This window comes from Natrialba hulunbeirensis JCM 10989 (assembly GCF_000337575.1).
Lineage (GTDB): Archaea > Halobacteriota > Halobacteria > Halobacteriales > Natrialbaceae > Natrialba > Natrialba hulunbeirensis.
Map to the genome: position 1 here is coordinate 1 of NZ_AOIM01000017.1, position 26,314 is coordinate 26,314.

Genomic DNA, 26,314 nt, shown 5'->3' on the forward strand with positions numbered 1-26,314 from the left:
CCTCGCGCCATCAGAGATGTGTATAAGAGACAGGGGCAAACGGGCCAGACACTCCGTCATCCCGCCCAGAACTTGATCGACGACCTCGCTGACGCGGTCGTAGGCCTCCTCGTCGCCCTCCTCGAGTCCCTGCATGATGGCCTCGATTTCCGCTTCGGCGTCTTCGACCTCGTCCTCGGGACCATCCTCGAGGAACGCATTGCCCTTGCGGTAGTAGCGCACCAGATCGTACTCGATGCGGTCGCGCTCGGGTTCGTCCTCGAGATCCTCCTCGTCAAAGGTCTCGTAGGCCCAGGTGAACGTCGCGATCTGGCGACCCGCGTCGTTAACGTAGTAGTGGCGCTCCACGTCGTAGCCCGCGGCGTCGAGCAAGTTCGCGACCGCGTCACCGATGATCGGGTTGCGCGCGCGGCCGACGTGGACCGGCCCGGTCGGGTTCGCGCTCGTGTGCTCGACGACGACGGACTCCTCGCGGTCGTCGAGGTGGCCGTAGTCTGCCTCGGTCGCGGTCTCGAGTGTCGTCGCGAGATAGGCGTCACTCGGCAGGAAGTTCAGATACGGTCCCTGTGTCTGCACCGCTGCGACGTAGGTCAGTTCATCCGCGTCGATTTCCTCGGCGAGCTGGCCCGCGACCTGCGGTGGGGCCGCCCCCGCCTCGCCGGCGAGTCGGAACGCCACGCTCGATGCGAGCACGCTCTCGACGTCTTCCGGCGGTTCTTCGATCCCGAGGTCGTCCGTGGGGTACTCGAGTGCAGCGAGTGCGGACTCGAGTGCACCCTCGACCTCTTCGCGTAGGGCAAGGAACATACCCGCCCGTATTCAGGGCGCAAGTAAAGGAATGTCGGGTTTCGTTGCTGGCGGGTGCTGCGGTTGGGAGTGCTGTAGTTGGAGCGCCGTAGGTGGGGTTGCTGTAGCTGGGGGTGCCGTGGTTGGGGCAGTGCTGTAGCTGGAGTGCTGTGGTTGGGGTACTGTAGCTGGGGGTGCCGTGGTAGGGAGTACCGTAATTGGGAGTGAGAGCGAGAACGAGAGTGTAAGCACTGTGTCAGCGTAGCGCCCCTGTCTACACGGAGACGTATCTCTGCAGTGGTGTAGTGTGTTGGGAAAAGTAAACTTACACGCTATCGTCGGAAGACGACGTCGTGAAGTCGTACGTTAAACGTACTTATGCGCGAACGACGTTCGTTGCGCGGGGACCCTTTGGGGCCTGTTCAATGTCGAATTCGATTTCGGTCCCTTCCGTCAGATCCTCGCCGCCAACGTCTTCCATGTGGAAGAACACGTCGTCGTCAGCATCCTCTGTCTCGATGAAACCGTAGCCGCCTGTGTCGTTGAAGAAATCAACAGTACCGTTTGCCATTACGACTAAACAAATCCCCGGCACACGGGTAAACCTTCCGTATTCGTTTTTAGATTTGAGAACCCAGTATACGAATGTCCACACCATCCCGTATTTGGGGAATGCTTGTCTATCTGTGGTGCTATTCGAGTCATTGTCGCTGTTCCAGCAGAACGTGGCCTGACTTCTGACGTACCATCGGTTTGCTCACTACGACTGCACCGCTCTGCAAACAATATCAGCCGCAAAATGCGCGAAATCAGCACCCGATCGGCCGGCGGGTCGGCAACGTGATTACTCGGTTGGGTCCAGCGGCGAAACGGTGGACTCGAGTTCGTCGCGTTCTGCACGGGCGCGTTCCCGTGGTGTGTCCACTGCGTCGCCGTGCTCACCGCCGAGTTCGGCCTGCACCTTCTCGACGAGCAGGTCGACCGCCATCCGGTTCGCTCCCTCCGGAATTATCACGTCGGCGTCCTTCTTCGTGGGTTCGACGAAGCGCTCGTGCATCGGTTTCACCGTCTCGAGGTACTGATCGATGACGCCCTCGAGTTCCCGTCCGCGTTCGACCACGTCGCGTTCGATGCGCCGGAGGATGCGCACGTCCGCGTCGGTCATGACGTACACTCGCAGGTCGAGCAGCTCACGAATTTCGTCGTCGTGCAGCGCGAGGATCCCCTCGAGAACGATCACGTCGGTCGGCTCGACGCGGACGGAGTCGTCGGTGCGGGTGTGGCGCTCGAAGTCGTACTGAGGCATCTCGATGGGCTGGCCCATGAGCAACGACTCGAGGTGCTCTCGGAGGAGATCCCACTCGAAGGCGTCCGGGTGGTCGTAGTTGACGTCCGCGCGCTCCGCGCGGTCGAGATGCGAGAGGTCCTCGTAGTAGTTGTCGATCGGAATGCGGGTGACGGCTTCGCCGACGGTGTCGGCGACCGTTCGGGCGACGGTGGTCTTGCCGGCACCCGTACCACCGGCGATACCAATAGCGAACGAGGGGATACTCATCGTCCGTTGCTGGTCCGTGTTGGTCATTAATCCCGTGATTCGGACTGACTGCCCTGTGTCGGCAGTTCGGCGGTCCGAGTGCGGGTCGTCGACTGATCAAAAACGGCCGCCGCAGCGCGAAAGCGCTCCTCGTGAACCGGGCGGAACGTTTCCGCTGCCGCGTCGAACTCGCTGGGCGACCAGAACGCCGCGTCGGTCGCGTCGCTTCCCGCAGTTACGTCGCCGGTGGCCGCCGCGCGCTCGACCACGTAGTACGTCGTCATCACGTGCTTGCCGTTTCGTGGCGGGAGCGAGACCGCATCGAGAATCTCGAGCGCCGAGGGGTCGACCTCGAGTCCGGTCTCCTCGGCGAGTTCCCGCGCCGCGGCAGCCTCAGGGGACTCACCAATCTCCATGTGGCCGCCGGGAAGCGTCCACTCGCCGACACCGGGCGGGACCCCGCGTTCGACGCAGAGCACCGCCGATTCGGCGGTGTCGACGACCGCGACGGTCGCACAGGGGACGGGGTTGTGCCAGACGACGCGCTCGCAGTCGGGACAGTACTTTCGCTCACGGTCCTCGATCGTGGTCGTCTCGAGTGCATCGCCACACTGGGGACAAAACGCCGGCGGTCGACTGACCATCTACGCGGTCATCGGGGATGGGGGTTCAAAGCGTTTTCAGTCCGCTGCCGGTGAGCGGGACGACCACGTCGTCGTCTTCGGCGAGCGTGCCGTCCTCGCGGTACTGCTGGAGGGCCGCGGGGGCGACGGCGCTCGTCGGTTCGACGTAGAAGCCGTTTCGATGGAGGCGGTCGAGCGCGGCCTCGATCGGATCGTCGCCGAGCGCGATGGCGTCGCCGTCGGTCTCGCTGATGGCCTCGATAAGCTGATTCTGCCGCGCAGGGAGTTCGATCTGGATGCCGTCGGCGATGTTGGTTTCGCCGGCAGCATCGTCGTCCGCACCGCCCGTCGGATCGCCGCCCACAGCCTCGACGATGGGGGCGTGGCCAGCCGCCTGCGCGCCGAGCAGGCGTGGCATCTCGTCGACGATACCGGCCTCGTTCAACAGCGAGAAGCCGCGGTAGGCGCCGAGTAAGAGCGTTCCGTGGCCGACCGGAAGGACGACCGCGTCGGGGACGGTCCAACCTCGCTGGGCTGCGACTTCGAACGCGAACGTCATCGTCCCCGCGTAGAACGCGGGGTTCCAGGCGTGGCTCGCGTACCAGCCGTCGCCCGATTCGACCGCCTCGATACAGGCGTCGGTCACGTCCTGTCTGCTCCCCTCGATCCGGACCGGGCGGGCGTCGGCGCGCTGGATCGTCATCAGCTTCGACTGCTTGACGTCCGCCGGCACGTAGATATCCGCCTCGAGGCCGGCGCGAGCCGCGTACGTTGCGATAGCCGCCCCCGCATTCCCCGAGGAGTCCTCGATAATCCGGTCGACACCGAGTTCGACCGCCCGCGAGAGCGTCGTCGTCGCGCCGCGGTCCTTGAACGACCCCGTTGGAAAGACGTACTCGAGTTTGAACTGTGCGTCCCACTCGTCGTCGTCGACCAGTGGAGTGAACCCCTCGTGGAAGGTGACGTGGGGTTCGATCGGGAGGAACTCGAAAAAGGTCCAGAGCCCGTCGCTCGTGTCGAGTTGGGAGAGCGGAAGCGGGTCGCCTTCGGGGTGGGGACGCTCGCTGAACTCGAGTGCGCGGCCACAGTGGCAGCGCCACGGTTCGTCGGGACCGGCGTCGTACGTGGTTTCGCACGCGGGACAGATGAGGGTGGATGTCATGTGCGGTAGGTGGGGTAAGTGGGTTGGATGGACAGTAGCGAGTGTGAGTAGCTGTTGCCGACGCGAGTAATTAGTAGGAATCGATATCGGTGCCGACCGAGCAGACGTACTCACCGGTCGCGACCTGTGGGAGTCGGCGGGTGCGCCAGAGGATGCCCTCGTTGTCGGCGGTGACGGTCGCCTTGGTCTCGCCGAATGGGGTCGTCACCTCGAAGAGCGTGTCGCCGCGGACGACGCGGTCACCCAGGTCCTTTGCGAAGCTGACGAGGCCGCCGTTCGGCGAGCCGTACTGGTCGAAGCCGTTGGCGCGAGTCTGGCGCTCGAGTTCGACCGTCCCCTCGAGAAAGTCGTAATGGGTGAGCACGTTGAAGACCCCCTCGACGCCCTTCCGGATGCTGGTCTCGTCCCAGCCGACGCAGCCGCCGAGTTCGGGGTCGATGGTCGGAATCCCCTCGTCGGGGGCGGCACGAGCGAGCTGGCCGTCGGGGCCCTTCTGGTCGAGGACGTAGCCACAGCCGAAGGCTTTCGCGAGTTCCAGACAGTCCTGGTGGAGGCGGTGGCGCTTGCCACAGCGAACGCGGACCTCGTTCAGCATACGGCTGGTCGAGCCCTGGTGGAGGTCGAGCACGAGATCAGCGCGTGAGGCCACCTCGAAGGTGGTGGCGGCGATGCGTTCGCTGGAGGTCCCGTTCCCGTTGCCGGGGTAGGCCCGGTTCATCTTCGTGTCGTCGATCGGGTTCCGATGCTCTGCGACCTGAAACGCGTGATAGTTAACGATGCCGACGATCAGGATCGTTCCCGAAATCTCCGCGGGATCGAGTTGTGGGACGACCCGTTGTACCACGCCGACGCCGTTGAGTTCGTCGCCGTCGCTTACCGCCTGCATGTACAGCGTCTTCCCCGAGTGTGCGCCGTTGATGACGGCGACCGGTAGACCGATCGGGCTCCCATCCCGGGTCTCGCCGACCTCGAGACGGCCCGTATCGATCTCTCCGGGCCCTGCACTCGCCGTTCCGAGCGTCGTCGTCATGTCCCAGTCGACGGACCGGCCGGTCTTTATACTGTCCTTTGATGTCGACTGTCTGGGTGAGTCGAGTGAGAGACGGAGCGGCGGTTGGATGGCGAAACATAATTATACAGCACCTACTGTTCGTATACCAATGGGTTCTGGACAGGAATTGAGTGATCGTCTTGAGCTGGCAGGACCGATACTCGTCGGAATCCTGGCAGTCCTCTTCGTGTATCTGATACTGGCGTCGCGAACCGGCGGGATGCAGTGGGTGGTGAGCATCGCCTCGTTCGCGCTCACGCTCTTCGTCATCTATCTGTTCTACCGACTCGTAATCGCCGTCGAGGAAATCGCTGCGAAACTAGAGTAGCAGGTCGTAGTAGTATGGACTCACGAACCCCTCGATGATACCCGCGACCAGAAGCAGGAGTCCGACACCCACGAGTACCCAGAACGCCCGCTCGAGTTCGTCCGCAAACGCGACCCGCGTGGTCCGCCCGCGGAACGCCCGCCAGCCGGTGAGTCCCAGCGTGACCCCGACTGCGGTCGCGATGAAGATCGCCGGAATCTCGAAGATTCCGTGGGGAACGACGAAGGCCACGAGTTCCATCAGTTCGGCCTCTGTGCGGGCGATAACCCCCATGTAGACGCCGTTGAACACCAGCGAAACGATCGCCGGGATCACGAGTGCGAGGCCGCTGAACGCCGTCGTAATCGCGACCAGCCAGTTGTTCCCGAAGAACTCGAGTGCGGCCGCCGGCGCGATGTGGCCCTCGAGTCGGGCCGCGATCGAGGTCTCAATGCCGGCGTCGACCAGCGGCGCGCCAGCGCGCCAGCCGATCCAGAAGCTGGCGACCGCGAGAACGACGACTCCCGCGTGGAGCAGCGGGGTGTCGCGGACGTAGGCCACCATCTCGCGCCAGCCACGGCCGACGCCGCCGCGGAACTGGGTCCAGAGGGAGTGGTCGGGCATCTCGGGCGGCTCGAGTCGGCCACGGTAGTTGACGTACAGCGCCATTTTCAGCAGGTCGAGCGCCGGCAGGAGGACGATCATCGTCACGAGCGACGTGAACGCGACGACCTCGACGAGCAACAGGATACTCGAGAGAACCCCGACGACGAGGAACGACCCAATCGAGAGCGCGTAGTAGAACACTGCGTCGACTGGCCGGGCGCGGATGAAGCCGGCGGTACTCGAGAGCGACCCCAGCACGCCCGTGTCGTCGGCGACGACGGCGACCGGTGCGAACGCGAACAGCGCGCGGACTGCGGCCAAGAGGACGGCGACGACGAGGAGCGCGAGGAGCACGGCGGGGACGGCGACGACCGACGTGCCGGTGAGCGCCGAAACTGTGCCAACGGTGGCGACGAGACCGACGGTGGCCGCACCGAGGATGCCAATCCAGAGGACGAGTTCGAGCAGCACCAGCCCGAGCAGGCGCAGCCAGTAGCGACGAGCGCCTGCGAGGGCAGCAATCATCCCGCGGTCGTTGCGAGTGCGACCGTAGCAGGCACTGAGCTGTGCTGCCGTCGTGACCGCGTAAAGGACGAACGCGAGGACGACCGTGAGGATGATCGATCCGAAAATCAGGAGGACAGTCGTCGGCGTGAGCAGCAACTCGATGAGCGGTTCGAACTGACTGACCCACTGTTCGACGGCTTCCTCGCTGGCCTCAGGCCCGGGCATGGCTCCCGGGTCGGTTTCCTGGGCGAACGAGATGATGGACTCGAGTCGACCGCTGAGGCTGAGATACAGAATCCCGATCAGCGCGGCGATCATGGGTACGACTCGGATGATCGCGGGGAGTGCGGCCCCGAGGAAGTACACGGGAAGCAGATCCCCTGGGCGACGCCGGAGCGCTGCGACGACGGCGGTGACGGAGTCGGACAGTGACATCGCTATGGGCGGCTTTCGGACCAGTATCAGTTAAGTGAACCTGTCGGAACCGAACAGCGTGTCCGACAATCAGTTGAACGTGCGGTCCTCGAACCCGTCCTCGGACTCGGTGTCGTCGCGGTTGCCGGAGAGCCGCGGGGGGAACCCGCCCGTGAGGATAACAGCGACGACGATGAGCGCGGCCGCGAGAACGACGTAATCGGCGCTTGGCTCGTAGCCGGCGAGGCTAGCTCCGGTCGAAATGACGAACATTGTGACCGCGAAGACGACGGTTGCGATCAGACCGATGACGAGGATTCCGATAACGCTCGCGAGGAGGCCCTTCGTGATGGACTGGATGGATGCCATTGTGGGCCGATTTGGAGCCACCGTACGTAGTGATTGTGACATCCCGTGAGTTTCACGCAACGCAACAGTCGCCGAATCAGCGGCGAGCGTCTGCCACGGCGAGGTTTACAGGACTACTCCGCTTACCACCGCTATGGTCACCACACTCTCCGCCGAGCGTCTCGCGGAACTGCAAGACGCGGGCGAATCGTTCGCGCTCGTCGATACCCGCCCCGAAGATAGCTACGAGGCCTGGCGCGTGCCCGGTGCGCTCAACTTCCCGTTCGGCCCAGAGGAGGAACTCGACGAGAACGGCCAACTCGAGTCGTTCAAAGAAACAGTCGGCGACGCTGAGCGCGTAATCACCATCTGTGGAAAGGGAATCTCGTCGGGGAATCTCGCGACCCAACTCGAGTCCGCTACGGACGAGTACGAGGTGCAGACGGTCGACGGCGGAATGGAAGGCTGGAGCGGCGTCTACGACTACGTCGATCTGAGCGACGAGATTGAAGCGGACGGCCTTACGGTCGTGCAACTCCAGCGCCGCGCGAAGGGCTGTCTCGGCTACCTCGTCGGCTGCGTTGAGACTAACGAGGCCGTCGTCGTCGATCCCACCGCCGACATCGACGAGTTCGAAATCGCGGCCGGCGACGCCGGCCTCTCCATCGTCGGCATCATCGACACGCACGTCCACGCCGACCACATCTCGGGCGGCCGGGACCTCGCAGACAGCCTCGACGTCCCCTACTACCTCGGCGCGCGTGCCGAAGAGCGCGGCGTCGAGGTCGAGTTCACGGCGCTCGAGCGAAACGAGGTCCTCGAGGTCGGCTCCCTCGAGATCAAGGCACTCGCCACACCCGGCCACACCAGCGAGATGCTCACCCTCCTCGTCGACGCCGCTGCACTCCTGACCGCCGACACGCTGCACGTCGACTCGACGGGACGGACCGAACTCGAGTTCAACGAAGATAGCAAGGCGCAGCACGCTTCGGAGGATTCGAACGGTGAAACCGTGAGAGAGGGTGAGAAGGGCGCGCGGATGCTCTACGAGACGCTCCACCGAACGATCCTGGCGGAACCCGAGCGCCTCGCGGTCCTGCCGGGTCACGTGACCGTCACCGAGGAGGGCGAGTTCGAGCACGGCTCCCCTGGCGAGCCGATTATGACCACTGTCCGTGCGGCGCGGACCGGGATCGACCTACTCGATCTGGACGAGGAGGCGTTCGTCGAGCGCATGGCCGACGCCGGCGAGAAGCCAGCGAACTACGAGGAGATCATCGACCGCAACCGTGGAGAACTGGACCTGCCGCCCGAGGAGCGAGTCGAACTCGAGATGGGGCCGAACAACTGTTCGGCGTGAGGGTGGTGTCCCACCGTTATGGAACCCAAAGCGAACGGTCTGCAACCGGCTTCGAAGGAGAGTCAGTGGGAGAACGGATGCAGGCGATTTCAGACAGTTTCAGATGGTTTCAGAGGGTTCAGGCACACGCACTGATGTCCTGGCGAACCTCGTCTGAAAAGGCCATGTCGTGGTCGTACTCCCGAAAGTCGCCGGTGAGAGAGCCACCGTTGTGGCCAATCTCCGCAAGAACATAATAGCAGTCCCCGTCGTACGCATCAGAATACGCGGTTTCACCGTCACCGATTGCCGTCTCGGTATCTAGTGAACGTTCAAGTCCGTGTTCTGGGGCAGTGAATTTGAACGTGTACTCGGCAAAATCACCCAGCCAGTCCGCAACGAGATGAACGGAGCCGGCTGCGGGATAGCCGTGATCGGTCTCCTCCCCTGTCTGGAGCCGTTCGACGGTATGCACTTCGTTGTAGACCTCCGTTCCGTCTTCTGTTACGACCACCTGCAGATCGACTGCATCGTCACTGCGATTACCCAGAACGATCGCTGCCGGTGCCGCGACCGGGTCGGCGTCACCTGTGAACGGGAGAGAATCAAGACACCCTGCAACAGTCGGGACGACCGCGCAGGACGCGAGGACCGCTCGTCTATTCATAGACATATTGTAACCGCCCGTGGATCACATAGCTCTTTTGCTATTTCAGTTGTAGTAATGTGTCCTCTGTCGGTATCGAATCACACTGAGCTGGTTTCAAATCGCTATGGGGGTGCTATAGCGCGGACCAGCGGACTCTGGACAATAGTTCAACGCTACGACTCACCGATACTCGAGTCGCGCGAGTCGAGGTGGCGTGTGATCGCAGCGCTCGCCCCGATATAGGACGCGAGTCCGACGGCGACGAGAAACACCAGCGCGGCGAGCGTCGTATAACTGAAGACGAGTTCCGTTACCATGGTGGAGACAGCATGTCCGCGAACTAAAATTTTTGTACCACAGGGTCGTCTGAAACGACATGATCTCCCAGACGTGGTCCGACCGCATCCACCGGGTCCGGCTGTTCCTCGACGAGCATCCCGCGTTGCGCTGGTTCGCGCTGCCACTCGTCTTTATGGGCGCGGTGATCACCGCGCTCCTCTTGCTCGCGTCAGACGTTACGGCCGTCGAGGCCGGCCAGGTCACCGGCCTCTTTCTCCTCGGGTCTACCGGCGTCATCGCGCTCGGGCTTGGTGCCGAGCGTGCGTTTAGAGCCGTGTTCGCCTGAACGAACGCCCTAGCGAGAGTACGTCTCCAGACGCACCAGTCGCCCTTGCTCGCGGTCAACCGTGAAGAAATCCGCGAACTCGAACAACTCGCCGGACTCGTCGCACACTCGTCCGCGAGCCGCGACCGTGACCGGGGCCGTGAACTCGTCGGCACTCAAGTTCGAGTCCGCCTCCGACTCCAACTCACTTTCGTGCTCGCGCGCGTCGTGATCTGCGAGGACCAACTCGAGTTCGTGCGTCGTCTCCGGGTTCGGTCGCTCTTCCCGCATGAACTCGATGAACGCCGCGCGACCGTCGAAGGTGCGGTCGGGGCGGCGCTGGGTGAACGCCGGGGCGAGCACCGTCTCGAGGGCGTCGTAGTCGTGGGCGTCGAGCGCGTCGTAGTAGCGTCGAACGAGGCCGGTGGCGTCCATAGCGGGCTATTCTGGCTGGAGTGTGAAAAGGGTGCGCGCCTGCGGAGCGGGGTGGTGGGGCGGATTTCACTGGCCGTCAGGAGGTGTCTGAATCCCCCTGCAGAAACTGCTCGAGGAGCCAGAAGCAGACCGCCACAACGGTGACGAGCAACCAGGCGAGTCCCTGCGCAGTGCTGTCCAGAACGCCGGTTCCGAAGAGAACGAATCCGAGTCCGACGAGGAGGGCAACGGTGTAGCCGAGCGACCAGCGACCCATGGCTGGTGTGGTGTTCGATGCCTGAGACGATAGGTGTTCGGAGCAACAGGTGTGCAGCATCGCAACGCGATCGAGTGTCGAACTATCAGACCGCCTACCAAAATGGTGTTCAGCGAACACTTACACACTCCCCCGTCGACACGTCCGCTATGGCAACTGCTGACGAAGACCACTCAGACACCGAGTTCAGTCCGGCCGTCTCACTCGAGGCACTCGAGAAGGCCGGGCGCGAACTGATGAGCATCGACGGCACGCCGCTGGCGATCTTCGCCCACGACGGCGAGGTCAGGGCCGTGAACAACCGCTGTCCGCACATGGGGTTCCCACTGGTCGAGGGCACCGTCGACGACGGCATTCTCACCTGCCACTGGCACCACGCGCGGTTCGAACTCTCCTGTGGCGACACCTTCGACCCCTGGGCTGACGACGTCCAGACGTATCCCGTCGAGATCCGAGACGGGACGGTCTACGTAAACCCGAATCCAGAGCGAGACCTGCCACCCGCCGAGCACTGGGCGACCCGACTCGAGACCGGACTCGAGGAGAACCTGCGACTGGTCGCAGCGAAGTCCGCAATCGGGCTGCTGGATGCGGGCGTCGAACCCGAGGAACCGATCGGAACGACGCTCGCGTTCGGAACCCAGTATCGGGAGTCGGGCTGGGGGTCGGGACTCACGATCCTCGGCTGTATGACGAACTTGTTGGACGATGTCGAGCCCGAGGACCGAAAGCGGGCGCTGTACACCGGCGTTCGCCACGTCGCGGACGACTGTGCGGGCGAGCCACCGAGTTTCGACCAGCCCGCCTTCGACACGACGGAGGTCACCTTCAGCCGGCTAAAGTCCTGGTTCCGCGACTGCGTCGAGGTTCGAGATGCCGACGGCGCGGAACGCTGTCTACGAACCGCCGTCGCCGCGGACTACTCGGCGGCCGAGATCGCTGAACTCGTCGTCGCCGGCGCGACCGATCACCCCTACCTCTCGAACGGGCACGTTCTCGATTTCGCGAACAAGGCCTTCGAGAGCCTCGAGCGCACCGACTGGGAGCACGCCGAAACGACGCTCGCGGCACTCGTCGAACCGCTCGTCACCGCCGCCCGCAGCGACGAGCGCTCCTCGTGGCGACAGCCGATCGATCTCGTTGCGCTCCTCGAGGACACCTACGGTGGGAGCGTCACAGAAACGAGTGGACTCGAGTCCCTTGCTGCTGCGGGAGGGAAGACGGATACCGACGAGCCGTGGACACCACCCACAGACCTCCAGGAAACCCTTCTCGGCGACGATCCCGAAGCCATCGTCGACGCACTCGCCGAGGCGATTCGACAGGGAGCGACGACCGAGGACCTCGCGGGCGAGGTCGCTCACGCCGCTGCGACGCGCGTCGCCCAGTTCGGGACCGCGAACGAGTTCAGCGACTGGAATACCGTCCACCACACGTTCAGCTACGCGAACGCGGTCCACCAGTTCGCGCGCCGGACGGACGCCGTCGAGACCTACCGCGGCGTCTTCGACGGCGCGCTCTCGGTCTATCTCGACCGGTTCCTGAATACACCGCCTGCACCGATTCCGGCCCCCGGCGAGAACGACACCGGCCGCGATCCGGACGCCGTTCGCCAGGCGGTACTCGAGACGTTCGACGCTGAGGGCGAGGTGAACGAAGCGGGTCGACTGGTCTCCGAGTTCTTCGACTGCGGCGGCGATACCGCTGACTTGCGGCGAACGCTCGGCCACGGGTTGCTGCGCGAGGACGCCGGGTTCCACACGCTCCAGAACGTCGAGGCGGCGTTCCGGCAGGCCGAACTCGCGGCCGACTCGTCGGCAGGTCAGGTGGGAGATGGCGACGCGCGCGAGCAGCGCCAGCGCGTGCCGCTCATCGCGACGGCTCGCTATCTGGCGGCGCACTTCCCGACGCGCCGGGAGGCCGAACAGACGTTCACCATCGCTGCGCGGCTCAATCGGGGCGAAGCGATTCACGAGGCTGGGGACTCGAACTGAGAACAGCGGAACCAGCGCACCGACAAAATAGATCGAAGTCGAACGCCGCGTGCAGGGACAAGACCCAGGCGCAACTCCTCAGTCGCCCTGGATCGTGCCGCCGCCCTCCGGACCGTACCGCTCGGCGTCGTCGTACCGGACACACTTCGCCGTCTGTTCCGGTGTCACCTGATACGTCGTGATCTCGCCGCGTTCACAGGGCGAGGCGAACTCGGACTCGATTCGGTCGCGAGCCTGTTCGCGGCCACCTTCGGTCGCCGTCGTGAGTACGTCCGAGAGGACGCGTTCGGCCTCCGAATCGGCGAGTGTGGACGGAATGTCGTAGGACTCGCGAATCGCAGCAGGTGTCTCTTCCGCTTCCTCGCTCGTGAGCGTGAGATCGTCACGGAGCAGGTCCTGGCGGAAGTTCGCGACCGCGCGCCAATGATCCTGGTCCATGTCGTAGCCCTCGGGCTGGACAAGTTTCGGACAGCGCGGGTGGAACCGACAGCCGCTCGGCACGTCGACGGGGTCCGGTACCTCACCGACGAGTTCGATCCGCTCGCGCTCTTCGGTCGGGTCGATCCGCGGGACCGAGGAGACCAGCGCCTGCGTGTAGGGGTGCTTCGGATCGTTGATGATCTGGTCTGCTGGGCCGACTTCGACCAGTTCGCCCAGATACATAATCCCGATCCGGTCGCACATGTGCTTGAGCAGGGAGAGGTCGTGACTGATGTAGACCGCCGTCAGCCCGAGTTCCGTCTGGAGCTCCTTGAACAGGTCGAGGATGCTCGCCCGAATCGAAACGTCGAGCATACTCGCCGGCTCGTCGGCCAGCAGGAACGACGGCTCGAGTGCAAGCGCGCGAGCGATCCCGACGCGCTGGCGTTCGCCGCCCGAGAGCTCGCTCGGGTACTCGTCGGCGTAGGCCTCGGCCGGCCGGAGTCCGGCCTGTTCGATGGTCTCGTAGACGCGCGCGTCGCGCTCCTCGCTGGTGCCGACGTCGTGCACATCGAGGGGCTCTTTGACCCACTCGTAGACCGTGAATCGTGGGTTGAGCGACTTGTATGGGTCCTGGTGGATGATCTGCGCCTCGCGGCGGAACTCGTTGAGTTCAGCGCCGCCGACGTCGGTGATCTCCTTCCCGTCGAAGTGGATCTCACCGCCCGTCGGCTCGAGGAGTCTGATCGCGCTCTTGCCAAGCGTCGTCTTTCCACAGCCGGACTCGCCGGCGAGACCGAACGCCTCGCCCTCGCGAACGCCGAGCGAGACGCCGTCGACGGCCTTGACCGCGTCGTTGCTCTCTCCGTGCAGAATACGCGAGACGAGCCCCGTGTTGACCGGGAAGTGCTTCTCGAGCCCTTCGATGCGGAGCTTGTACGCTTCGTCGCGTTCGTCGACTGTGCCTGCGTCGGTCGATTCGGAGTCGGTCGCAGTGGCGTCGGACTCGGAGTCGAATCCAACCGTGTTCGGATCAGTCATCGAGTTCCACCTCCGCTTCCGCAGCCTGTTCGTCGGCTGTCTCGACCGGTTTGCGTTCGCCGAGGTCTTGCTCGCGCCAGGTTTCTTTCTTGCCGGCTTCCGCCTGCAGGTGCTCGATTTCGTCGGCGCGGTGGCACTCGACCTGGTGGCCGTCGCCGTAGGACTCGGGCTGGGGCGTTACCTCCCAGCACTCCTCCTCGGCGAACGGACAGCGGGGTGCAAAGCGACAGCCCTCGCCGGGGTCGACCAGTTCCGGCGGCGTGCCGGGGATGGAGATGAGCTCCTGGTCGTCGTCGCTAATGTCGGGGAACGCGTTTCGCAGTCCGAGCGTGTAGGGGTGGCGCGGGTTCGTGATGATCGTCTCGGCGTCCGCGAGTTCGACGATTCGGCCGCCGTAGACCACGGCGATGCGGTCGCAGGTTTCGCTGACGACCGACATGTCGTGGGTGATCATGATCATCGCGCTGTTCAGTTCCTCCTGCATCTCTTTGATCGTCTCCAGGATACGGTCCTGAATGACCACGTCGAGCGCCGTCGTCGGCTCGTCTGCGAGCACGAGCGACGGCGAGAGCGCGAGTGCAAGCGCGATCATCGCACGCTGGGCCATCCCGCCGGAGAACTGGTGGGGATAGTCGTCGATGCGGTCAGGATCGATCCCGAGGTCGTCGAACAGTTCGCGACCGCGCTCGCGGGCTTCTGCCTTCGAGGTGTCGTCCTCGTGGTGTCTGATCACTTCGACGATCTGGTCGCCGACGGTGTAGACGGGATCGAAGCCGTTCATCGCGTTCTGCGGAATCATCGAGATTTCCGACCAGCGGATCTGGCGTCTGAGCTCCCTATCGGAGAGTTCGGTAATCTCGGTTCCGTCGAACTCGATCGAGCCGTCGACAATTTCAGCATTGTCGGGCAGCAGCCGGATGATCGACTTCGCGAGTGTCGTCTTTCCGCTCCCACTCTCGCCGACCAGACCGACGGTCTCGCCGCGCTCGATCGACAGCGAGGCGTCGTCCGTCGCACGAACCCAGCCGTCGTCGGAACCGTAGTACGTCTTCAGTCCGTCAATATCGAGTAGCGTCATTATTGGTGGTTGAGTTCAGGGTTGACCTCTTTCTCGAGCGTGCGGCCGATGAAGAACACCGACATCACGAACAGCATGATGCAGATGCCCGGTGGGAAGACCCACCACCACGCCTCGCGGATCGCGTTCGCGGTGTAGACGTTGTAGATCATCTCACCCCACGAGAGCATGTTCGGGTCACCGAAGCCGAGGAACGAGAGGCTGGCCTCGGCGATCACTGCCCACGCAACTGCGAACGCCGCGTACAGGAACGTCAGCGGCAACACGTTCGGCAGGATGTGGCGGTACATGATCCGCACGTGGCCGGCACCGATGGCCTGTGCACTCTCGACGTACGGCCGTTGCTTGTGGCTCAACACCTGCGCTCGGATCACCCGCGCTGTCGAACGCCACAGAATCAACACGATCGCCGCAATGATGTTGACGATACTGCTGCCCAGGATCGCCACGAGAACGATCGCGAACGGCAGGAACGGCACACCGTAGACGATGTCGGTGATCCGCATCAGCACGTCGTCGACCCAGCCGCCGAAGTAGGCGCTGATGAGGCCGACGTTCGTGCCGATAAAGACGGCCATGAACGCCGCGAGACTGCCGACGATCAACGTCACGCGCGTCCCTGCAATAAGCTGGGAGAGCACGTCCCGGCCCATGTCAGTCGTTCCGAGCGGGTGCGCTGCCGAGGGGGACTCGAGTCGGTCGCCGACTGCGCGCTCACCTGGATCGTACGGTGCGAGTCCGGGTGTCGAGAACGTGAAGTCGAAGAGTTCGATCGTGTACGGCCGAGCGAAGATCCCGATGAAGATGAACAGCGCGAGGATCGCCAGCCCGATCTGACCGAGCCGGTCGCCTTCGAATACCTCGAATCGCTGTCGGAGAGATGCAAGTCGCTCGCCGGCGCTGGTCGTCGTGCTGTCGGTCGGTGACGGTTGTTCGGTGCTCATTCGTACTCCACCCTCGGATCGAGGTAGACGTAGGCGAGGTCAGCGACGAAGTTCATGATGATCACGACCGATCCCATGAGGAAGAACGCCGCCATCGCCAGCGGATAGTCGTTGTTGTTTACCGCACTCACCATCTCACGACCCATTCCGGGCCAGTTGAAGACGGTCTCGATGACGACCGAGCCACCCATCGCAGTGCCGGTCGCGATCGCTGCAACCGTCACGATCGGCAGGATCGAGTTGCGAGCGGCGTGCTTGTACAGCACCGTCCGCTCTGGCAGCCCCTCTGCCTTCTTGATCTCGATGAAGTCGGCGTTCAGGACGTCGAGCATCGTCGAGCGCATGAGCAGCGTCGGCGTCGCCAGATAGGCAATCGCGCCGGTCAGCGCCGGCAGGAACAGGTGACGCAGGAAGTCGAGCGAGCCGTATCGGGCGACGAAGCCGCCGCCGAGCTCACCACCCGTCGTGCGCATCCCACTCGAGGGGAACCAGCCGAGCCAGAAGACGAACACGGACAGCAAGACGATGCCGACCCAGAACTCCGGCGAGGAGCGGGCGACGAGCGTCACGACGATGCCGCCGCGTTCGAATCGCGAGTCGCGCCACCAGCCCATGAGGGCACCGAACGTGATGCCGATGATGTAGGCGAAGATGAGCGCCGTCGCCATCAGAACGATCGTGTTCATGAACCGGACGGCGATGATACTGGTCACCGGATCGTTATAAATGAACGACTGGCCGAAGTCGCCGGTCAGCAGCTGGCGAACGTATTCGATGTACTGTACGTGGAGGGGTTCGTTTAAGCCGAGCTCTGCGATCCGCTGTTCGCGCTGTTCGGGCGTCATGCCGTCCATGATGAACATCGACGTCGGATCGCCCGGCATCATCCGAAAGAGAACGAACAGGAGCGTAAAGAACGCCCAGAACGTGACGACGAGCTGGAGACATCGTCTCACGACGTAGGCTCTCAGTCCCATCGGTCACCACACCCAGTGTCGCTAATGAATATCATGTATCGTATCGTATAGTCGTTAAATACCGTAGTGGAGGGTCGCGCCGGTCGGTTACTGGTCTTCGCCGTAGTGGAGTTGGCCGTCGTCGTCCCAGCCATAGCCACCGTCTGCGAGCTCCTGACGTGCGGCGTCGAGATCCTCGTAGAACTCCTCGACGTCGGGGTTGTGCCAGAACTCGTTGTGCTCGGAGATGGTCGAGTGAGTCACCGTGCCCATACCGTCACGGATGAACTCGACGTACTCCTCCTTCGGGACACCGTAAGACAGTGCCCGGCGGACGTGGCGGTCACCGAACGGTTCGCGACGCGTGTTGTACTCGATCATCGCGTACCCGATGGCCTCGAACTCGGAGAGATCGAGGTCGTCGTCGTCTCTGACGCGGTTGACAGCCGTCGGCTGTGGCACCGCACCGACCATATCGAGCTGGCCGGCCTCGAGGTCGTTGACGAGCTGTGCGGTGTCTGCACCGGGGACGCGGATGAGGTTGTCCGCGTTCGGTGCCTCGAAATGGTCGTCGAACGCCGACAGCTGCAGTTCGGCCTGGCGCTCCCAGTCGACGAACTCGAACGGACCGCTGCCGATCCAGTCCTCGTCTTCGAAGTCGACGAGTTCTTCCGGAGCGACGTCGCCCCAGATGTGTTCGGGGAAGATGTACACCTGACCGAGGACGTTCGCGACGAACGGTGCGTACTCCTCTGCGAGGTGGAACGTGATCTCGTTTCCAGAAGTTTCGATCTCCTCGATGTCCTCGACGAGCGAACTGTAGGTCGGCGAGTCGGCGTACAGATTGTACGTAAACTCCACGTCGTCGACCGTCACTGGCTCACCGTCGTGGAAGGTGTGGCCGTCCCGAATCTCGACGGTGTAGGTCATCCCGTCGTCTTCGATCACCGGATCGTCCGTCGCCAGCCATGGCGTCGGCATCCCGTCCTCGCCGATCCGGTAGAGCTGATCGTAGAGGAGGCGGACGAACTGCCGGTCAGGCGTCGCCAGGTCCTGCATCGGGTTCAGCGAGATAATCTCGGATGGGTAGCCAAAGCGGACCGTGTCGTCGTCCGTCGGCGTCACCGACGTCAGGTTCCAGAACGAGTTCAGTCCTTCACCGAGCGTCGGGTTGATGTCCGTAACACGGGAACTCGCGTACGGCTCGTAGCCACCTTCGTTCGCGATGTACGTTCGCGGCTGCGCTTCCGCGATCATCTCTTGGGCCTCGTAGACAGTCTGCTGGCGCTCGTCTTCGTCGACCTGCGTCACCTGCAACTCCGCCAGTTCGTCGTACTCGTCGCTCTCCCAACCAGGCGTGTTTCGACCGCCCTCTCCCGTCGTCGAGGAGTGGTGCATGTCGAAGATGAACGTGTGCGGGTCGATCCGCTCCGGCGTGCCGCCCCAACCGAGCAGCGACGCGTCGTAGTCCTGCTGGACGACCACCTGATCGACGTGCGCGTTGAACTCGAGTTCCTCGAGATCCACGTCGAAGCCGATCTCTTCCCAGTTGTCAGCAACGATGTCCGCGAGTTCGTTGCGGAACGGGTTCGCACCGGCCGTCGGTGCGACGAGGTGAATCTCGGGCACTTCGTCACCGAGATTTTCCGCACCGTCGACATCCGATTCTCCATTCTGACTCACACAACCTGCGAGACTGGTCGTCAGTCCCGCTGCACTTGCAGCCCCAACACCCTTCAGCACAGTACGCCGCGATTTGCTATCGTCTCCCATTCTACAGCAGTACCTCTGATCAGAGATATATAAATATGTGTGATTCAAAAACAACAGAACAAGTAGCATACCATTTGCAAACGTTTCACTCTTTGTTGGATAGTCACATATTCACAAATAGGAGAACGTGGTAATTAGCAACTCTTACAGATTCTGGCACCCGCCATACGAGGAAGCTTCTTATATAGTGGGCGGCAGGTGTGACCTGTGGAGTGTCACGTCTACTACGAGGGTGATGACGACCCCAAAAAGTGCACCGCGCGCCGACTCGAGAAGTTCGACGAGGCGACGCTCTACCGGACAATGCGACAGGTGCCCTACGGCGTCGTGCTCAACCCCCACGCCGAGCAGGCGCTCTCACCGGCCGACGTCGACGACGGATTGGGCACACTTGTGGCCCTCGACTGTTCATGGGAGTCAGCAGAGGAAGCGGCGTTCAAGATGAACGGTGTTCACCGGGCACTCCCCTTTCTCGTTGCCGCGAACCCGGTCAACTACGGCCGGCCGTTCCAACTCACGACTGTCGAAGCGCTCGCCGCCGCCTGCTGCATCTTCGACGACTGGGACCGCGCCGAGGAACTGCTCGCTCACTTTCGCTGGGGCGAGACGTTCCTGACGCTCAACGAGGAGCCACTGCGCCGGTACAGCAACTGTGCCGACTCGACCGAGGTCGTCGCCGTACAGGAGGAGTATCTGGCCGACGAGGACGACGACGGCACAACAACCGAGTAGCCCGCCAGCGCACAGGACCACAGCGGTTATATGCACCACGGGCCAACGGAGCGACATGCCAAGTTTCGACGCCGCCGAAGACCGGATGCTCAACAAGATGATCTGCATGCGCTGTAACGCACGCAACTCCGCCGAGGCCAAGCGCTGCCGCAAGTGCGGCTACAAGAACCTCCGTCCGAAGGCGAAAGAGCCCCGCGCCGCATAAGACGACATTCGTCCGATTTGGCCACGCCAGCTCGTGGCCGGTGGACGACCCGTTTCTACTTCGCTTTCGATGTCGCTTAGTTGCATTTTTCTGGACCGGCACTGGCACCGTCCTCAGAACCGAAGGTTCTGATGGGGCACACGAGAACTTCGTTCTCGTAGACGCTGCGGGGCCTCGCTCTAGCTCGTCTAGAGACGTGGTTCCTGCAAGTGCCGTCGTTGACACAGGAAGCCCCACCCTCAAGGAGCGAACCGCGAACGCGGTGAGCGAGTAGGGTAGGGTAGTTCACTCTGGGACTTGTTGGCTACCTTTCCTACGCATCAGCGGGCCCTACGGCGATTCACCGAGACCTGCTACGAATCAAAGGGACTAATTAGATCGATTATCATTCACAACTATGGATAGGTCAATTTCCATGAGTGTACAGCTCGATAACTGGTCCAGACGACGGAGGGCAAACTGATGCACCCGCTGCTCGTCGACGCGCTTCGACTCGAGTTCGAATCGAGTGCCTACAGTGTGATCGAACTGCTCCCCTCGTTGCTTGCGGCAGTCCTGTTCGTCGCAGTTGGTATCTACGCGGGTCGGAAGATTCAGCCGGTCGTGAACGACGCTTCACAGCAGGCCGGTCTCGACGACCACGTCCGGGAAACACCGTTTGGAACACTGGTTCCAGACGACACAGCGGCAGTCTCGCGGGTAGTTGCCGTCCTCGGAAAGTACTACGTCGTCCTACTCGCCGTGTTCGGCGCCGGGTCGCAACTCGAGTTGCAGTTTGTCACAACCTGGAGCGAGTATCTCCTCATCACCGTTCCATCAGTCCTCATCGGAATCACCATCCTCGTCGTGGGTGTCTTCGTTGCCGACGCCGTCGGCGATATCGTCCACCAGTCAGGGCCGGTCCAGTCGTCCGGATACGCCTCTCTCATCGCTGGGGCGACGACGGCGCTCGTCTACTTTGTCGCTGCAGTCATCGGCCTCGACATGATGGGACTCAACGTCGCTATTCTCTACACGTTCGGGCAGGCGTTCGCCTTCGGTGCCGGCCTCGCCGTCGCCCTCGCCATCGGTATCGCGTTCGGGCTGGGTGGAAAGGAGTACGTCGAAGCGAACGCCGACGACTGGTTCGACGGGGCCGAGAAATCCACTGCCGATCCGACGCCTGCAGCCGACGACTGAACCGGTTCTAAGAACCACAACTCACCCATTCTTACCACCAGATCGTGACCGGATCAAAATGCGAGGAAGGGCACTGCGATTGTACCGGAAACGATGGACAGAAGGTTCGTATGCGCGTGTTGAGAACAGACTCGGCGCTGAGACGGAAACAGAAACGAAAGCGGCCGACGCGAAGAAATCGTGCGGTCAGTTGTCTGAATACTTCGGCTCGCGCTTCTCGGCGCGCCCGAGTGCCGTCTCGACGACGTCGCGAACGTCACCGTGGAAGACATCGCCGTGGCCCGCATACATGTGCTCGACGGTATCCGGGAACTGCTCGAGCAGGCGCTCGATACTCTCGATAAGCTGTTCGCGGGACTGGCCAGCCATGTCGGTGCGTCCGAAACTGCCGTAGTCGAACGCGCCGTCGTCGTGGACGACCACGTCACCCGAGAACAGCGTCGTCTCCGAGACGAACGAAACGTGATCGTCCGCGTGTCCCGGCGTGTAGACGATGTCGAACGTCTCGTCGCCAATCTGGACCGTGTCGCCGCCGTCGATCGAATGATCCCGCTGTGGGTGGTGGTCGTAGGCGTACACCGTCGGATCGAACGCCTCACAGACTGCGTCGAGTTGACTCACGTGGTCGCCGTGCTGATGTGTCAGAACGACAGCGTCGAGGTCGTCCGTCTGCTCGCGGATCGCATCGACGACGCCGTCCCACGCGCCCGCGTCGACCAGGGTCGTCTCCTCGCCGACCACGAGAAATGCGTTACAGGTGAACGTCTCCGCGTCTTCGGTGACGTGGTGTACCTCCATAGGAGTGTACTCGAGTGCCGGGATCAAAATCGTCCCGTCTGATTTCGTAGACCACCAGCCGGGAAACTGATCACGTGGCTGGCCAAAATCAGAATATCGTGCCGCAGAGACACTGTAAGTCCACTCTCACACAATTCATAAACGAATATAAACGAGTGACCACGGAATTTTTGAACGCCGGGGTCCAAGGAGATACTGTATGGGATTCGGAAGCTACGACGAATCCGAGCAGCAGGAAGTGGACGCTGATTTTGATGAGGATGACGCCGTAAAATCAGGGGAGAACAGCCACAATGGAACGATCGAGTTCGAAAACGGGGCGTCGAGCGACGAACTCCTCGACCGTCTCAAGGATATCAAGGACGAAGACGAAGCCGACAACGGCTAACACCGAACTCGATTTCGATCGCGGGCAGCGTCGATGAAATCCGGGGTACGGGCGCTGGGCATCGCCGAATCGTACCGCGGCCGGCGTGAGCACGAGCGACGAGGACAGTGCCGACATGGTCGGTGTGCGTGTACTCGAGACGCAGCCAGTGACGACGCTGCCCGAAGCACCGACAGCAGTGAAAGCGATGACAGGAGCAGTGCCGACGACAGCGAGGATGCTGTCCACCGGAACAGGAGCACCCTGGCTGGTGCCGTCGTCCGCGCCGATCGAGTCGTCGATGACCTCACCTACGGCCAGTGTACGGTCGGCGGAACCGACGCGACCGACGCCGTCATCTCGCTCCTGACAGACCTAGAGCGGCCGGACGTGCGGTACGTTCTGCTCGGTGCCATCGCCCCAGCCTGGTACAATATGCTCGACCTCGCGCGGATACACGAGGCCGCCGAGCGGCCGGTTCTCGCAGTTACCTTCGAAGCGAGTCCTGGACTCGAAGACGACCTTCGAGAGGCCTTTTCGGGTGAGGCGCTGCAGCGCCGACTCGCGGTCTATCGGAGTCTGGCGCCGCGAACGGAGGTGACGGTCAACGACGAAGCGGTCTACGCCCGGTGGCTCGGCTGTGCCCGCGAAGAGGCCGTCTCAGTGATTCGGGCGTTCACGCCGGTTGGCGGGCGACCGGAGCCGATTCGCGTCGCACGGCTCGCGGCTCGGGCTGGTGATGCCTACGAGCGGGCTTCGGGAAACGATCACGACGACTAAGACTTACGAAGACGCTGGCACCGTCTCCTCGAGATCGAACGCCAACACGTCGCCCTCGCTCACGTCGTGTTCTTCCGTCCACTCGTAGACTACCTCGAGGACGTACTGTCCGCGTCCGGGATACTCGTGGTCGGCACCGTCCTCGTCCGGGCCGGGTTCTGGCGCGTGGTGAATCTCGGTGATCGTGCCCTCGTCGTCGGCGTAGATGATGTCGATGCCGTAGTTCATCTCCGGCATGTAGAAGACGTGGTCGTCCACCTCGTCGAAGACGAACAGCATACCGTACGTCGGCGGCAGTGTTTCGGTGCCGCTGAGTCCCTGCGAGGCCTTCTCCGGTGTATCGGCGATGAGTGCGGTGACGGCCGCGAGTTCCGTGCCATCCGGGTCCTCCGCGCGGACCTCGGTCAGCTCGTAGTCGCCGTGGACCGTCACCCCGTCATCGGTGGTCGTCGTGTTGTCGTCGCCACTCGAGTCGGCAGTGTCGTCGCCATCGGAATCACCATTGCCACCGTCACCCTCGGACTGCTCCGTCTCAGAATCGTCAGTCGACTCGGGTTGCTCTTCGACGTCCGCGTCGAGACAGCCAGCGACTGCACACACGCCGGCGACGCCGAGCAGGTGTCGTCGGGACCACTCGCGAGACATACGGTGGGAGTCATCGGACCGGAGTAAGTGAGTTCTGTTCGTTCTCCTGAGAGTTTTTGAATGAACGTGTGATGGTCCGATCCGAAATCAAGTGGCAACGACCTCGTGTCATGCCCATTGCCAACATCAATCATACCGGGCGAAGAGTTACGTGTTCGCCGTCGAATCACACGGTAGCCAGTGAGTGACGGATGACCCAGTAATTCGCCTCGTTTTCCGGCCCTGCACCGCTTGCACACCGCTCCGTCACAACATACATGACAGATTATCCGACACGCGACGAACTGGACGACCAGTACACCTGGGACCTGACTCGTCTCTACGAGACGCCGGCCGACTGGGCACGCGCCGCAGACGAACTCGAGTCCCAGCTCGAAACGCTACACGACCACCAGCAGCCGACCGACTCACCCGCCGCGCTGGCAGCCGCACTCGAGTCCATCGAGTCTGTGCTGGTTGCCAAGAGCCGGCTGACCCTCTACGCGCAGTTACATCGAAACGAGCAGCCAGCAGATGAAGCGCGGCGCGACCGCCACAGTCGCGGACAGCGGCTCGCCGCCAGCGTCGACGAGGCCGTTCGCGGGCTACAGCGACGGATTCAGCGCGATGCGGCGAGCGTGCGCACCGTCCGCGAGGAGGGGGATGACGCACTGGACGGCTGGCACGCCTATCTCGACGACCTCCTCGCGCAAGCGCCCCACACCCGCGACGCCGACACCGAATCGGTCGTCGGCGCGTTTGCGCCAGTCGTCGAGGCCCAGACGGACACGATCGCCGCGATCAAGACTGGCGATTTCGACCCGCCGACCGTCGAGGGACCGAACGGCGATCCGGTCGCCATCGACCACGGCACGTATCGAGAAGTACTCGAGAACCCCGATCGGTCGGTCCGCCGACGAGCACACACGGCGTACATCGACGCGCTGGCCGACCACGATCACGCGCTCGCGGCGGCGCTCACCGAGAAGGTGCGCGCTCACGCGGCCCTTGCAGCGGTTCGAAACTACGACTCAGTCCGCGAGCTCGCGCTCTCGGAGCCCAGCTATCCCGACACCGGGATGCACACCTCGTTCACCGACGCCGCTCACGACGCGGTCCTCGAGAACGTCCGCGATCACCTCGAGGCGTATCACGGGCTACTCGAGAGCCGCCGCGACCTGCTCGGCGTCGAGACGTTGCGTCGGTGGGACGAACGGCTGCCGGTGGGTCCCGACGACGCGGACGCTCCCGAAATCACGTTCGAGGAGCTGTGCGACCACCTCCTGGCCGCGGTCGAGCCACTCGGTGACGAGTATCGGAACCGACTCGAGTCGGTGCTCGACGAGCGTCGGATCGATGTCTATCCAACGGCCCGCAAGCGGACGGACATTCCGGCCTACTGTCCCTCGAGTCCGGACGCCGGCCCGTTCGTGCTCGCGAACTTCCGCGAGGACGTGCGGACGGCGTTCTATCTCGCGCACGAACTCGGCCACGCGATGCATATCGAGTGTATGCGCGCAACCCAGCCGCCGCGGTACGTGAACAGCCCACGGCCGATCAGCGAGGTACCGAGTCTGGTTCACGAACTGCTGTTGGCCGACCATCTCCGTGAGGAGGGACGACCGGAACTCGTCCCGTTCGTCCGCGAGCGCCGAGCGCAGTTCCTCGCCGGCAACGTCTACGGCGCTGGCGAGAGCGCGACGTTCCTCCACGAGGTGTACCAAACAGCCGAGTCGGAGACCGACCTGACGCCGGATCGGCTCTCGGAACTGTACGCGGACGTCGCCGCCGAGTTTCGCTCGCCGGTTACGCCACCGGAGGGTGACACAGCTGCAGCGACGCGCGGCGCGTCCTGGCGACAGCAGGCCTTCACCCGCGATCCGTACCACAACTACCAGTACGTCACCGGCACCGTCGCGGCCGTCTCAGTCGTCAGGCGGCTTCAGTCGGGTGCGCTCTCGGCCGAGGCGTATCTCGAGTTCCTCCGGCACACGGGCCGGCGTGAGTCGAGTACGTCGTTCGACGCGCTCGGCGTCGACGTGACGGCGGCCGCGCCGTACGAGCGCGTGGCGAACGCACTCGAGTCGGTCCAAGCTGCTCGGCTGGGCTAACCCGGCTCCAGCCCTATCGCAGGGAGCGCCAACGGCGTGCACCTGCGACCCGAAAGACGTAGTAGGCGGCCGTCTGAGCCACACCTATGGGAGAGATGGAGGACCTCTGTGTCAGCGAGTGTACGCGCTGTCCCGCACTCGTCGACTCTCGTAGCCAGATCGTCAACGGCACCGGCCCCGAAGACGCCGACATCCTGTTCGTCGGTGAAGGCCCCGGCGCACAGGAAGACAGCCAGGGCGAGCCGTTCGTCGGCCGTAGCGGCTCCGTGCTCGACGACCAACTGCGAATCGTCGGGCTGGATCGCGACACCGTCCGTATCACCAACTGCGTGCGCTGTCGCCCGCCGGAGAACCGCGACCCGACGGCGGACGAACTCGAGAACTGCCGTGGCTACCTCGAACAGGAGATCGAACTGCTCGACCCCGACGTGATCGTCACGCTCGGGAAGGTTCCCACCGAACACCTGCTCGACCGTGACGTCGCGGTGACCAAGGAAGCCGGCTCCGTCGAGGACGTCCGTATCAACGGCACGCCCCGACGGCTTCTGATCTGTGTCCACCCCGCGGCGACGCTGTACGATCGAAGCCAGGAAGAGACGTTCGCGTCGGCACTCGAGCGCGCCGCCGAACTGGCGGGGGTCGACGGCAGCGAGAACGCGAGCGGGCAGACGCGACTCGACGGCTTCTGAAC

The 26,314-nt window shown here is 63.2% G+C and carries 30 protein-coding genes; 11 read left to right on the forward strand and 19 right to left on the reverse strand.

Translation table 11 applies throughout. The annotated features are described in order from the left end of the window. The 6 genes from argS to C483_RS06835 all read right to left on the reverse strand — a co-directional run. A partial coding sequence (argS, locus tag C483_RS06810) for an arginine--tRNA ligase domain-containing protein (RefSeq protein ID WP_006652622.1) occupies window positions 1-807 on the reverse strand: 807 nt, incomplete at its 3' end. Between the two features lie 355 nt (window positions 808-1,162). Beyond that, window positions 1,163-1,357, reverse strand: a complete 195-nt coding sequence (locus C483_RS06815) for a cold-shock protein (RefSeq protein WP_004268146.1) — start codon at window positions 1,355-1,357, stop codon at window positions 1,163-1,165. Between the two features lie 273 nt (window positions 1,358-1,630). Beyond that, complete coding sequence (udk, locus tag C483_RS06820; RefSeq protein ID WP_049912488.1) at window positions 1,631-2,341, reverse strand: uridine kinase; 711 nt, start codon at window positions 2,339-2,341, stop codon at window positions 1,631-1,633. A gap of 26 nt (window positions 2,342-2,367) precedes the next feature. Further along, window positions 2,368-2,964 carry an NUDIX domain-containing protein gene (locus C483_RS06825; protein ID WP_006652624.1) on the reverse strand — a complete coding sequence of 199 codons (597 nt, stop codon included), beginning with the start codon at window positions 2,962-2,964 and terminating at the stop codon, window positions 2,368-2,370. Window positions 2,965-2,989: 25 nt separating this feature from the next. Then, the gene (locus C483_RS06830; protein ID WP_006652625.1) at window positions 2,990-4,105 is read right to left on the reverse strand and encodes a pyridoxal-phosphate dependent enzyme; all 1,116 of its coding nucleotides are present in this window, start codon (window positions 4,103-4,105) and stop codon (window positions 2,990-2,992) included. 70 nt (window positions 4,106-4,175) lie between these two features. After that, entirely contained in the window at window positions 4,176-5,135 is a 960-nt protein-coding gene (locus C483_RS06835) for a succinylglutamate desuccinylase/aspartoacylase family protein (RefSeq protein WP_006652626.1), read from the reverse strand. 130 nt (window positions 5,136-5,265) lie between these two features. Here C483_RS06835 and C483_RS06840 point away from each other — a divergent pair, with 130 nt between their 5' ends. Further along, window positions 5,266-5,484, forward strand: coding sequence for a hypothetical protein (locus C483_RS06840; protein WP_006652627.1), 219 nt, complete (start codon window positions 5,266-5,268; stop codon window positions 5,482-5,484). Here C483_RS06840 and C483_RS06845 read toward each other — a convergent pair. Both C483_RS06845 and C483_RS06850 read right to left on the reverse strand, forming a co-directional pair. Next, window positions 5,476-7,011: a stage II sporulation protein M gene (locus tag C483_RS06845; RefSeq protein ID WP_006652628.1), complete on the reverse strand. Its 1,536-nt coding sequence runs from the start codon at window positions 7,009-7,011 to the stop codon at window positions 5,476-5,478. The two genes, C483_RS06840 and C483_RS06845, sit on opposite strands and share 9 nt — an antisense overlap. A gap of 69 nt (window positions 7,012-7,080) precedes the next feature. Beyond that, the gene (locus tag C483_RS06850; RefSeq protein ID WP_006652629.1) at window positions 7,081-7,359 is read right to left on the reverse strand and encodes a hypothetical protein; all 279 of its coding nucleotides are present in this window, start codon (window positions 7,357-7,359) and stop codon (window positions 7,081-7,083) included. 133 nt (window positions 7,360-7,492) lie between these two features. Between C483_RS06850 and C483_RS06855 the strand changes: the two genes are divergently transcribed. Continuing rightward, the gene (locus C483_RS06855) at window positions 7,493-8,698 is read left to right on the forward strand and encodes an MBL fold metallo-hydrolase (protein WP_006652630.1); all 1,206 of its coding nucleotides are present in this window, start codon (window positions 7,493-7,495) and stop codon (window positions 8,696-8,698) included. Between the two features lie 118 nt (window positions 8,699-8,816). Here the strand turns inward: C483_RS06855 and C483_RS06860 are convergent, their stop codons facing one another. Both C483_RS06860 and C483_RS20385 read right to left on the reverse strand, forming a co-directional pair. Then, window positions 8,817-9,344: a hypothetical protein gene (locus C483_RS06860; RefSeq protein ID WP_006652631.1), complete on the reverse strand. Its 528-nt coding sequence runs from the start codon at window positions 9,342-9,344 to the stop codon at window positions 8,817-8,819. Between the two features lie 155 nt (window positions 9,345-9,499). Further along, the gene (locus C483_RS20385; RefSeq protein ID WP_006652632.1) at window positions 9,500-9,643 is read right to left on the reverse strand and encodes a hypothetical protein; all 144 of its coding nucleotides are present in this window, start codon (window positions 9,641-9,643) and stop codon (window positions 9,500-9,502) included. Between the two features lie 59 nt (window positions 9,644-9,702). Here C483_RS20385 and C483_RS06865 point away from each other — a divergent pair, with 59 nt between their 5' ends. Then, on the forward strand, window positions 9,703-9,951 hold the full coding sequence (locus tag C483_RS06865) for a hypothetical protein (protein WP_006652633.1): 249 nt from the start codon (window positions 9,703-9,705) through the stop codon (window positions 9,949-9,951). Between the two features lie 9 nt (window positions 9,952-9,960). Here C483_RS06865 and C483_RS06870 read toward each other — a convergent pair whose 3' ends face one another. Both C483_RS06870 and C483_RS06875 read right to left on the reverse strand, forming a co-directional pair. Beyond that, entirely contained in the window at window positions 9,961-10,365 is a 405-nt protein-coding gene (locus tag C483_RS06870; RefSeq protein WP_006652634.1) for a nuclear transport factor 2 family protein, read from the reverse strand. A 76-nt stretch (window positions 10,366-10,441) separates the two neighbouring features. After that, entirely contained in the window at window positions 10,442-10,621 is a 180-nt protein-coding gene (locus C483_RS06875; protein WP_049912484.1) for a hypothetical protein, read from the reverse strand. 149 nt (window positions 10,622-10,770) lie between these two features. On the opposite strand from C483_RS06875, the gene C483_RS06880 reads away from it, so the two are divergent. Next, a complete protein-coding gene (locus C483_RS06880) occupies window positions 10,771-12,615 on the forward strand; it encodes a Rieske (2Fe-2S) protein (protein ID WP_006652635.1) in 1,845 nt (614 codons plus the stop codon). Window positions 12,616-12,693: 78 nt separating this feature from the next. Here the strand turns inward: C483_RS06880 and C483_RS06885 are convergent, their stop codons facing one another. The 5 genes from C483_RS06885 to C483_RS06905 all read right to left on the reverse strand — a co-directional run bounded on the left by C483_RS06885 (window position 12,694) and on the right by C483_RS06905 (window position 18,827). After that, a complete protein-coding gene (locus tag C483_RS06885; RefSeq protein WP_006652636.1) occupies window positions 12,694-14,076 on the reverse strand; it encodes an ABC transporter ATP-binding protein in 1,383 nt (460 codons plus the stop codon). Then, complete coding sequence (locus tag C483_RS06890; protein ID WP_006652637.1) at window positions 14,069-15,154, reverse strand: ABC transporter ATP-binding protein; 1,086 nt, start codon at window positions 15,152-15,154, stop codon at window positions 14,069-14,071. Before C483_RS06890 ends, C483_RS06885 begins: the two co-directional genes overlap by 8 nt. Continuing rightward, window positions 15,154-16,098: an ABC transporter permease gene (locus C483_RS06895; protein ID WP_006652638.1), complete on the reverse strand. Its 945-nt coding sequence runs from the start codon at window positions 16,096-16,098 to the stop codon at window positions 15,154-15,156. Before C483_RS06895 ends, C483_RS06890 begins: the two co-directional genes overlap by 1 nt. After that, window positions 16,095-17,075, reverse strand: a complete 981-nt coding sequence (locus tag C483_RS06900; protein ID WP_006652639.1) for an ABC transporter permease — start codon at window positions 17,073-17,075, stop codon at window positions 16,095-16,097. Before C483_RS06900 ends, C483_RS06895 begins: the two co-directional genes overlap by 4 nt. An 87-nt stretch (window positions 17,076-17,162) precedes the next feature. Continuing rightward, window positions 17,163-18,827, reverse strand: coding sequence for an ABC transporter substrate-binding protein (locus C483_RS06905; protein ID WP_241431479.1), 1,665 nt, complete (start codon window positions 18,825-18,827; stop codon window positions 17,163-17,165). 207 nt (window positions 18,828-19,034) lie between these two features. Here C483_RS06905 and C483_RS06910 point away from each other — a divergent pair, with 207 nt between their 5' ends. The 3 genes from C483_RS06910 (at window position 19,035) to C483_RS06920 (ending at window position 20,943) form a co-directional block, all read left to right on the forward strand. Beyond that, a complete protein-coding gene (locus C483_RS06910) occupies window positions 19,035-19,559 on the forward strand; it encodes a DUF367 family protein (RefSeq protein ID WP_006652641.1) in 525 nt (174 codons plus the stop codon). Between the two features lie 55 nt (window positions 19,560-19,614). Beyond that, entirely contained in the window at window positions 19,615-19,764 is a 150-nt protein-coding gene (locus C483_RS06915; protein WP_004217246.1) for a 50S ribosomal protein L40e, read from the forward strand. Window positions 19,765-20,226: 462 nt separating this feature from the next. Further along, the gene (locus C483_RS06920) at window positions 20,227-20,943 is read left to right on the forward strand and encodes a hypothetical protein (protein ID WP_006652642.1); all 717 of its coding nucleotides are present in this window, start codon (window positions 20,227-20,229) and stop codon (window positions 20,941-20,943) included. 186 nt (window positions 20,944-21,129) lie between these two features. Here the strand turns inward: C483_RS06920 and C483_RS06925 are convergent, their stop codons facing one another. Continuing rightward, window positions 21,130-21,741 (reverse strand): MBL fold metallo-hydrolase, encoded by a 612-nt coding sequence (locus C483_RS06925; protein WP_006652643.1) that lies wholly within the window; start codon window positions 21,739-21,741, stop codon window positions 21,130-21,132. A 199-nt stretch (window positions 21,742-21,940) separates the two neighbouring features. On the opposite strand from C483_RS06925, the gene C483_RS06930 reads away from it, so the two are divergent. Both C483_RS06930 and C483_RS06935 read left to right on the forward strand, forming a co-directional pair. Continuing rightward, on the forward strand, window positions 21,941-22,129 hold the full coding sequence (locus C483_RS06930) for a DUF5786 family protein (RefSeq protein WP_006652644.1): 189 nt from the start codon (window positions 21,941-21,943) through the stop codon (window positions 22,127-22,129). A 33-nt stretch (window positions 22,130-22,162) separates the two neighbouring features. Continuing rightward, window positions 22,163-22,888, forward strand: coding sequence for an endonuclease dU (locus tag C483_RS06935; RefSeq protein ID WP_006652645.1), 726 nt, complete (start codon window positions 22,163-22,165; stop codon window positions 22,886-22,888). 3 nt (window positions 22,889-22,891) lie between these two features. Here the strand turns inward: C483_RS06935 and C483_RS06940 are convergent, their stop codons facing one another. Further along, window positions 22,892-23,533 (reverse strand): DUF192 domain-containing protein, encoded by a 642-nt coding sequence (locus C483_RS06940; protein ID WP_006652646.1) that lies wholly within the window; start codon window positions 23,531-23,533, stop codon window positions 22,892-22,894. A gap of 257 nt (window positions 23,534-23,790) precedes the next feature. Here C483_RS06940 and C483_RS06945 point away from each other — a divergent pair, with 257 nt between their 5' ends. Together C483_RS06945 and C483_RS06950 are read left to right on the forward strand one after the other, a co-directional pair. After that, complete coding sequence (locus tag C483_RS06945; protein ID WP_006652647.1) at window positions 23,791-25,623, forward strand: M3 family oligoendopeptidase; 1,833 nt, start codon at window positions 23,791-23,793, stop codon at window positions 25,621-25,623. Between the two features lie 86 nt (window positions 25,624-25,709). Continuing rightward, a complete protein-coding gene (locus tag C483_RS06950; RefSeq protein ID WP_006652648.1) occupies window positions 25,710-26,312 on the forward strand; it encodes a uracil-DNA glycosylase in 603 nt (200 codons plus the stop codon). The last annotated feature ends 2 nt before the right edge of the window (window positions 26,313-26,314 follow it).

Coding starts and splice junctions, on each gene's coding strand:
- C483_RS06815 (WP_004268146.1), bottom strand. CDS start 1,357: ATGGCAAACGGTACTGTTGATTTCTTCAACGACACAGGCGGCTACGGT.
- udk (WP_049912488.1), bottom strand. CDS start 2,341: ATGAGTATCCCCTCGTTCGCTATTGGTATCGCCGGTGGTACGGGTGCC.
- C483_RS06825 (WP_006652624.1), bottom strand. CDS start 2,964: ATGGTCAGTCGACCGCCGGCGTTTTGTCCCCAGTGTGGCGATGCACTC.
- C483_RS06830 (WP_006652625.1), bottom strand. CDS start 4,105: ATGACATCCACCCTCATCTGTCCCGCGTGCGAAACCACGTACGACGCC.
- C483_RS06835 (WP_006652626.1), bottom strand. CDS start 5,135: ATGACGACGACGCTCGGAACGGCGAGTGCAGGGCCCGGAGAGATCGAT.
- C483_RS06840 (WP_006652627.1), top strand. CDS start 5,266: ATGGGTTCTGGACAGGAATTGAGTGATCGTCTTGAGCTGGCAGGACCG.
- C483_RS06845 (WP_006652628.1), bottom strand. CDS start 7,011: ATGTCACTGTCCGACTCCGTCACCGCCGTCGTCGCAGCGCTCCGGCGT.
- C483_RS06850 (WP_006652629.1), bottom strand. CDS start 7,359: ATGGCATCCATCCAGTCCATCACGAAGGGCCTCCTCGCGAGCGTTATC.
- C483_RS06855 (WP_006652630.1), top strand. CDS start 7,493: ATGGTCACCACACTCTCCGCCGAGCGTCTCGCGGAACTGCAAGACGCG.
- C483_RS06860 (WP_006652631.1), bottom strand. CDS start 9,344: ATGAATAGACGAGCGGTCCTCGCGTCCTGCGCGGTCGTCCCGACTGTT.
- C483_RS20385 (WP_006652632.1), bottom strand. CDS start 9,643: ATGGTAACGGAACTCGTCTTCAGTTATACGACGCTCGCCGCGCTGGTG.
- C483_RS06865 (WP_006652633.1), top strand. CDS start 9,703: ATGATCTCCCAGACGTGGTCCGACCGCATCCACCGGGTCCGGCTGTTC.
- C483_RS06870 (WP_006652634.1), bottom strand. CDS start 10,365: ATGGACGCCACCGGCCTCGTTCGACGCTACTACGACGCGCTCGACGCC.
- C483_RS06875 (WP_049912484.1), bottom strand. CDS start 10,621: ATGGGTCGCTGGTCGCTCGGCTACACCGTTGCCCTCCTCGTCGGACTC.
- C483_RS06880 (WP_006652635.1), top strand. CDS start 10,771: ATGGCAACTGCTGACGAAGACCACTCAGACACCGAGTTCAGTCCGGCC.
- C483_RS06885 (WP_006652636.1), bottom strand. CDS start 14,076: ATGACTGATCCGAACACGGTTGGATTCGACTCCGAGTCCGACGCCACT.
- C483_RS06890 (WP_006652637.1), bottom strand. CDS start 15,154: ATGACGCTACTCGATATTGACGGACTGAAGACGTACTACGGTTCCGAC.
- C483_RS06895 (WP_006652638.1), bottom strand. CDS start 16,098: ATGAGCACCGAACAACCGTCACCGACCGACAGCACGACGACCAGCGCC.
- C483_RS06900 (WP_006652639.1), bottom strand. CDS start 17,075: ATGGGACTGAGAGCCTACGTCGTGAGACGATGTCTCCAGCTCGTCGTC.
- C483_RS06905 (WP_241431479.1), bottom strand. CDS start 18,827: ATGGGAGACGATAGCAAATCGCGGCGTACTGTGCTGAAGGGTGTTGGG.
- C483_RS06915 (WP_004217246.1), top strand. CDS start 19,615: ATGCCAAGTTTCGACGCCGCCGAAGACCGGATGCTCAACAAGATGATC.
- C483_RS06920 (WP_006652642.1), top strand. CDS start 20,227: ATGCACCCGCTGCTCGTCGACGCGCTTCGACTCGAGTTCGAATCGAGT.
- C483_RS06925 (WP_006652643.1), bottom strand. CDS start 21,741: ATGGAGGTACACCACGTCACCGAAGACGCGGAGACGTTCACCTGTAAC.
- C483_RS06930 (WP_006652644.1), top strand. CDS start 21,941: ATGGGATTCGGAAGCTACGACGAATCCGAGCAGCAGGAAGTGGACGCT.
- C483_RS06935 (WP_006652645.1), top strand. CDS start 22,163: ATGAAATCCGGGGTACGGGCGCTGGGCATCGCCGAATCGTACCGCGGC.
- C483_RS06940 (WP_006652646.1), bottom strand. CDS start 23,533: ATGTCTCGCGAGTGGTCCCGACGACACCTGCTCGGCGTCGCCGGCGTG.
- C483_RS06945 (WP_006652647.1), top strand. CDS start 23,791: ATGACAGATTATCCGACACGCGACGAACTGGACGACCAGTACACCTGG.
- C483_RS06950 (WP_006652648.1), top strand. CDS start 25,710: ATGGGAGAGATGGAGGACCTCTGTGTCAGCGAGTGTACGCGCTGTCCC.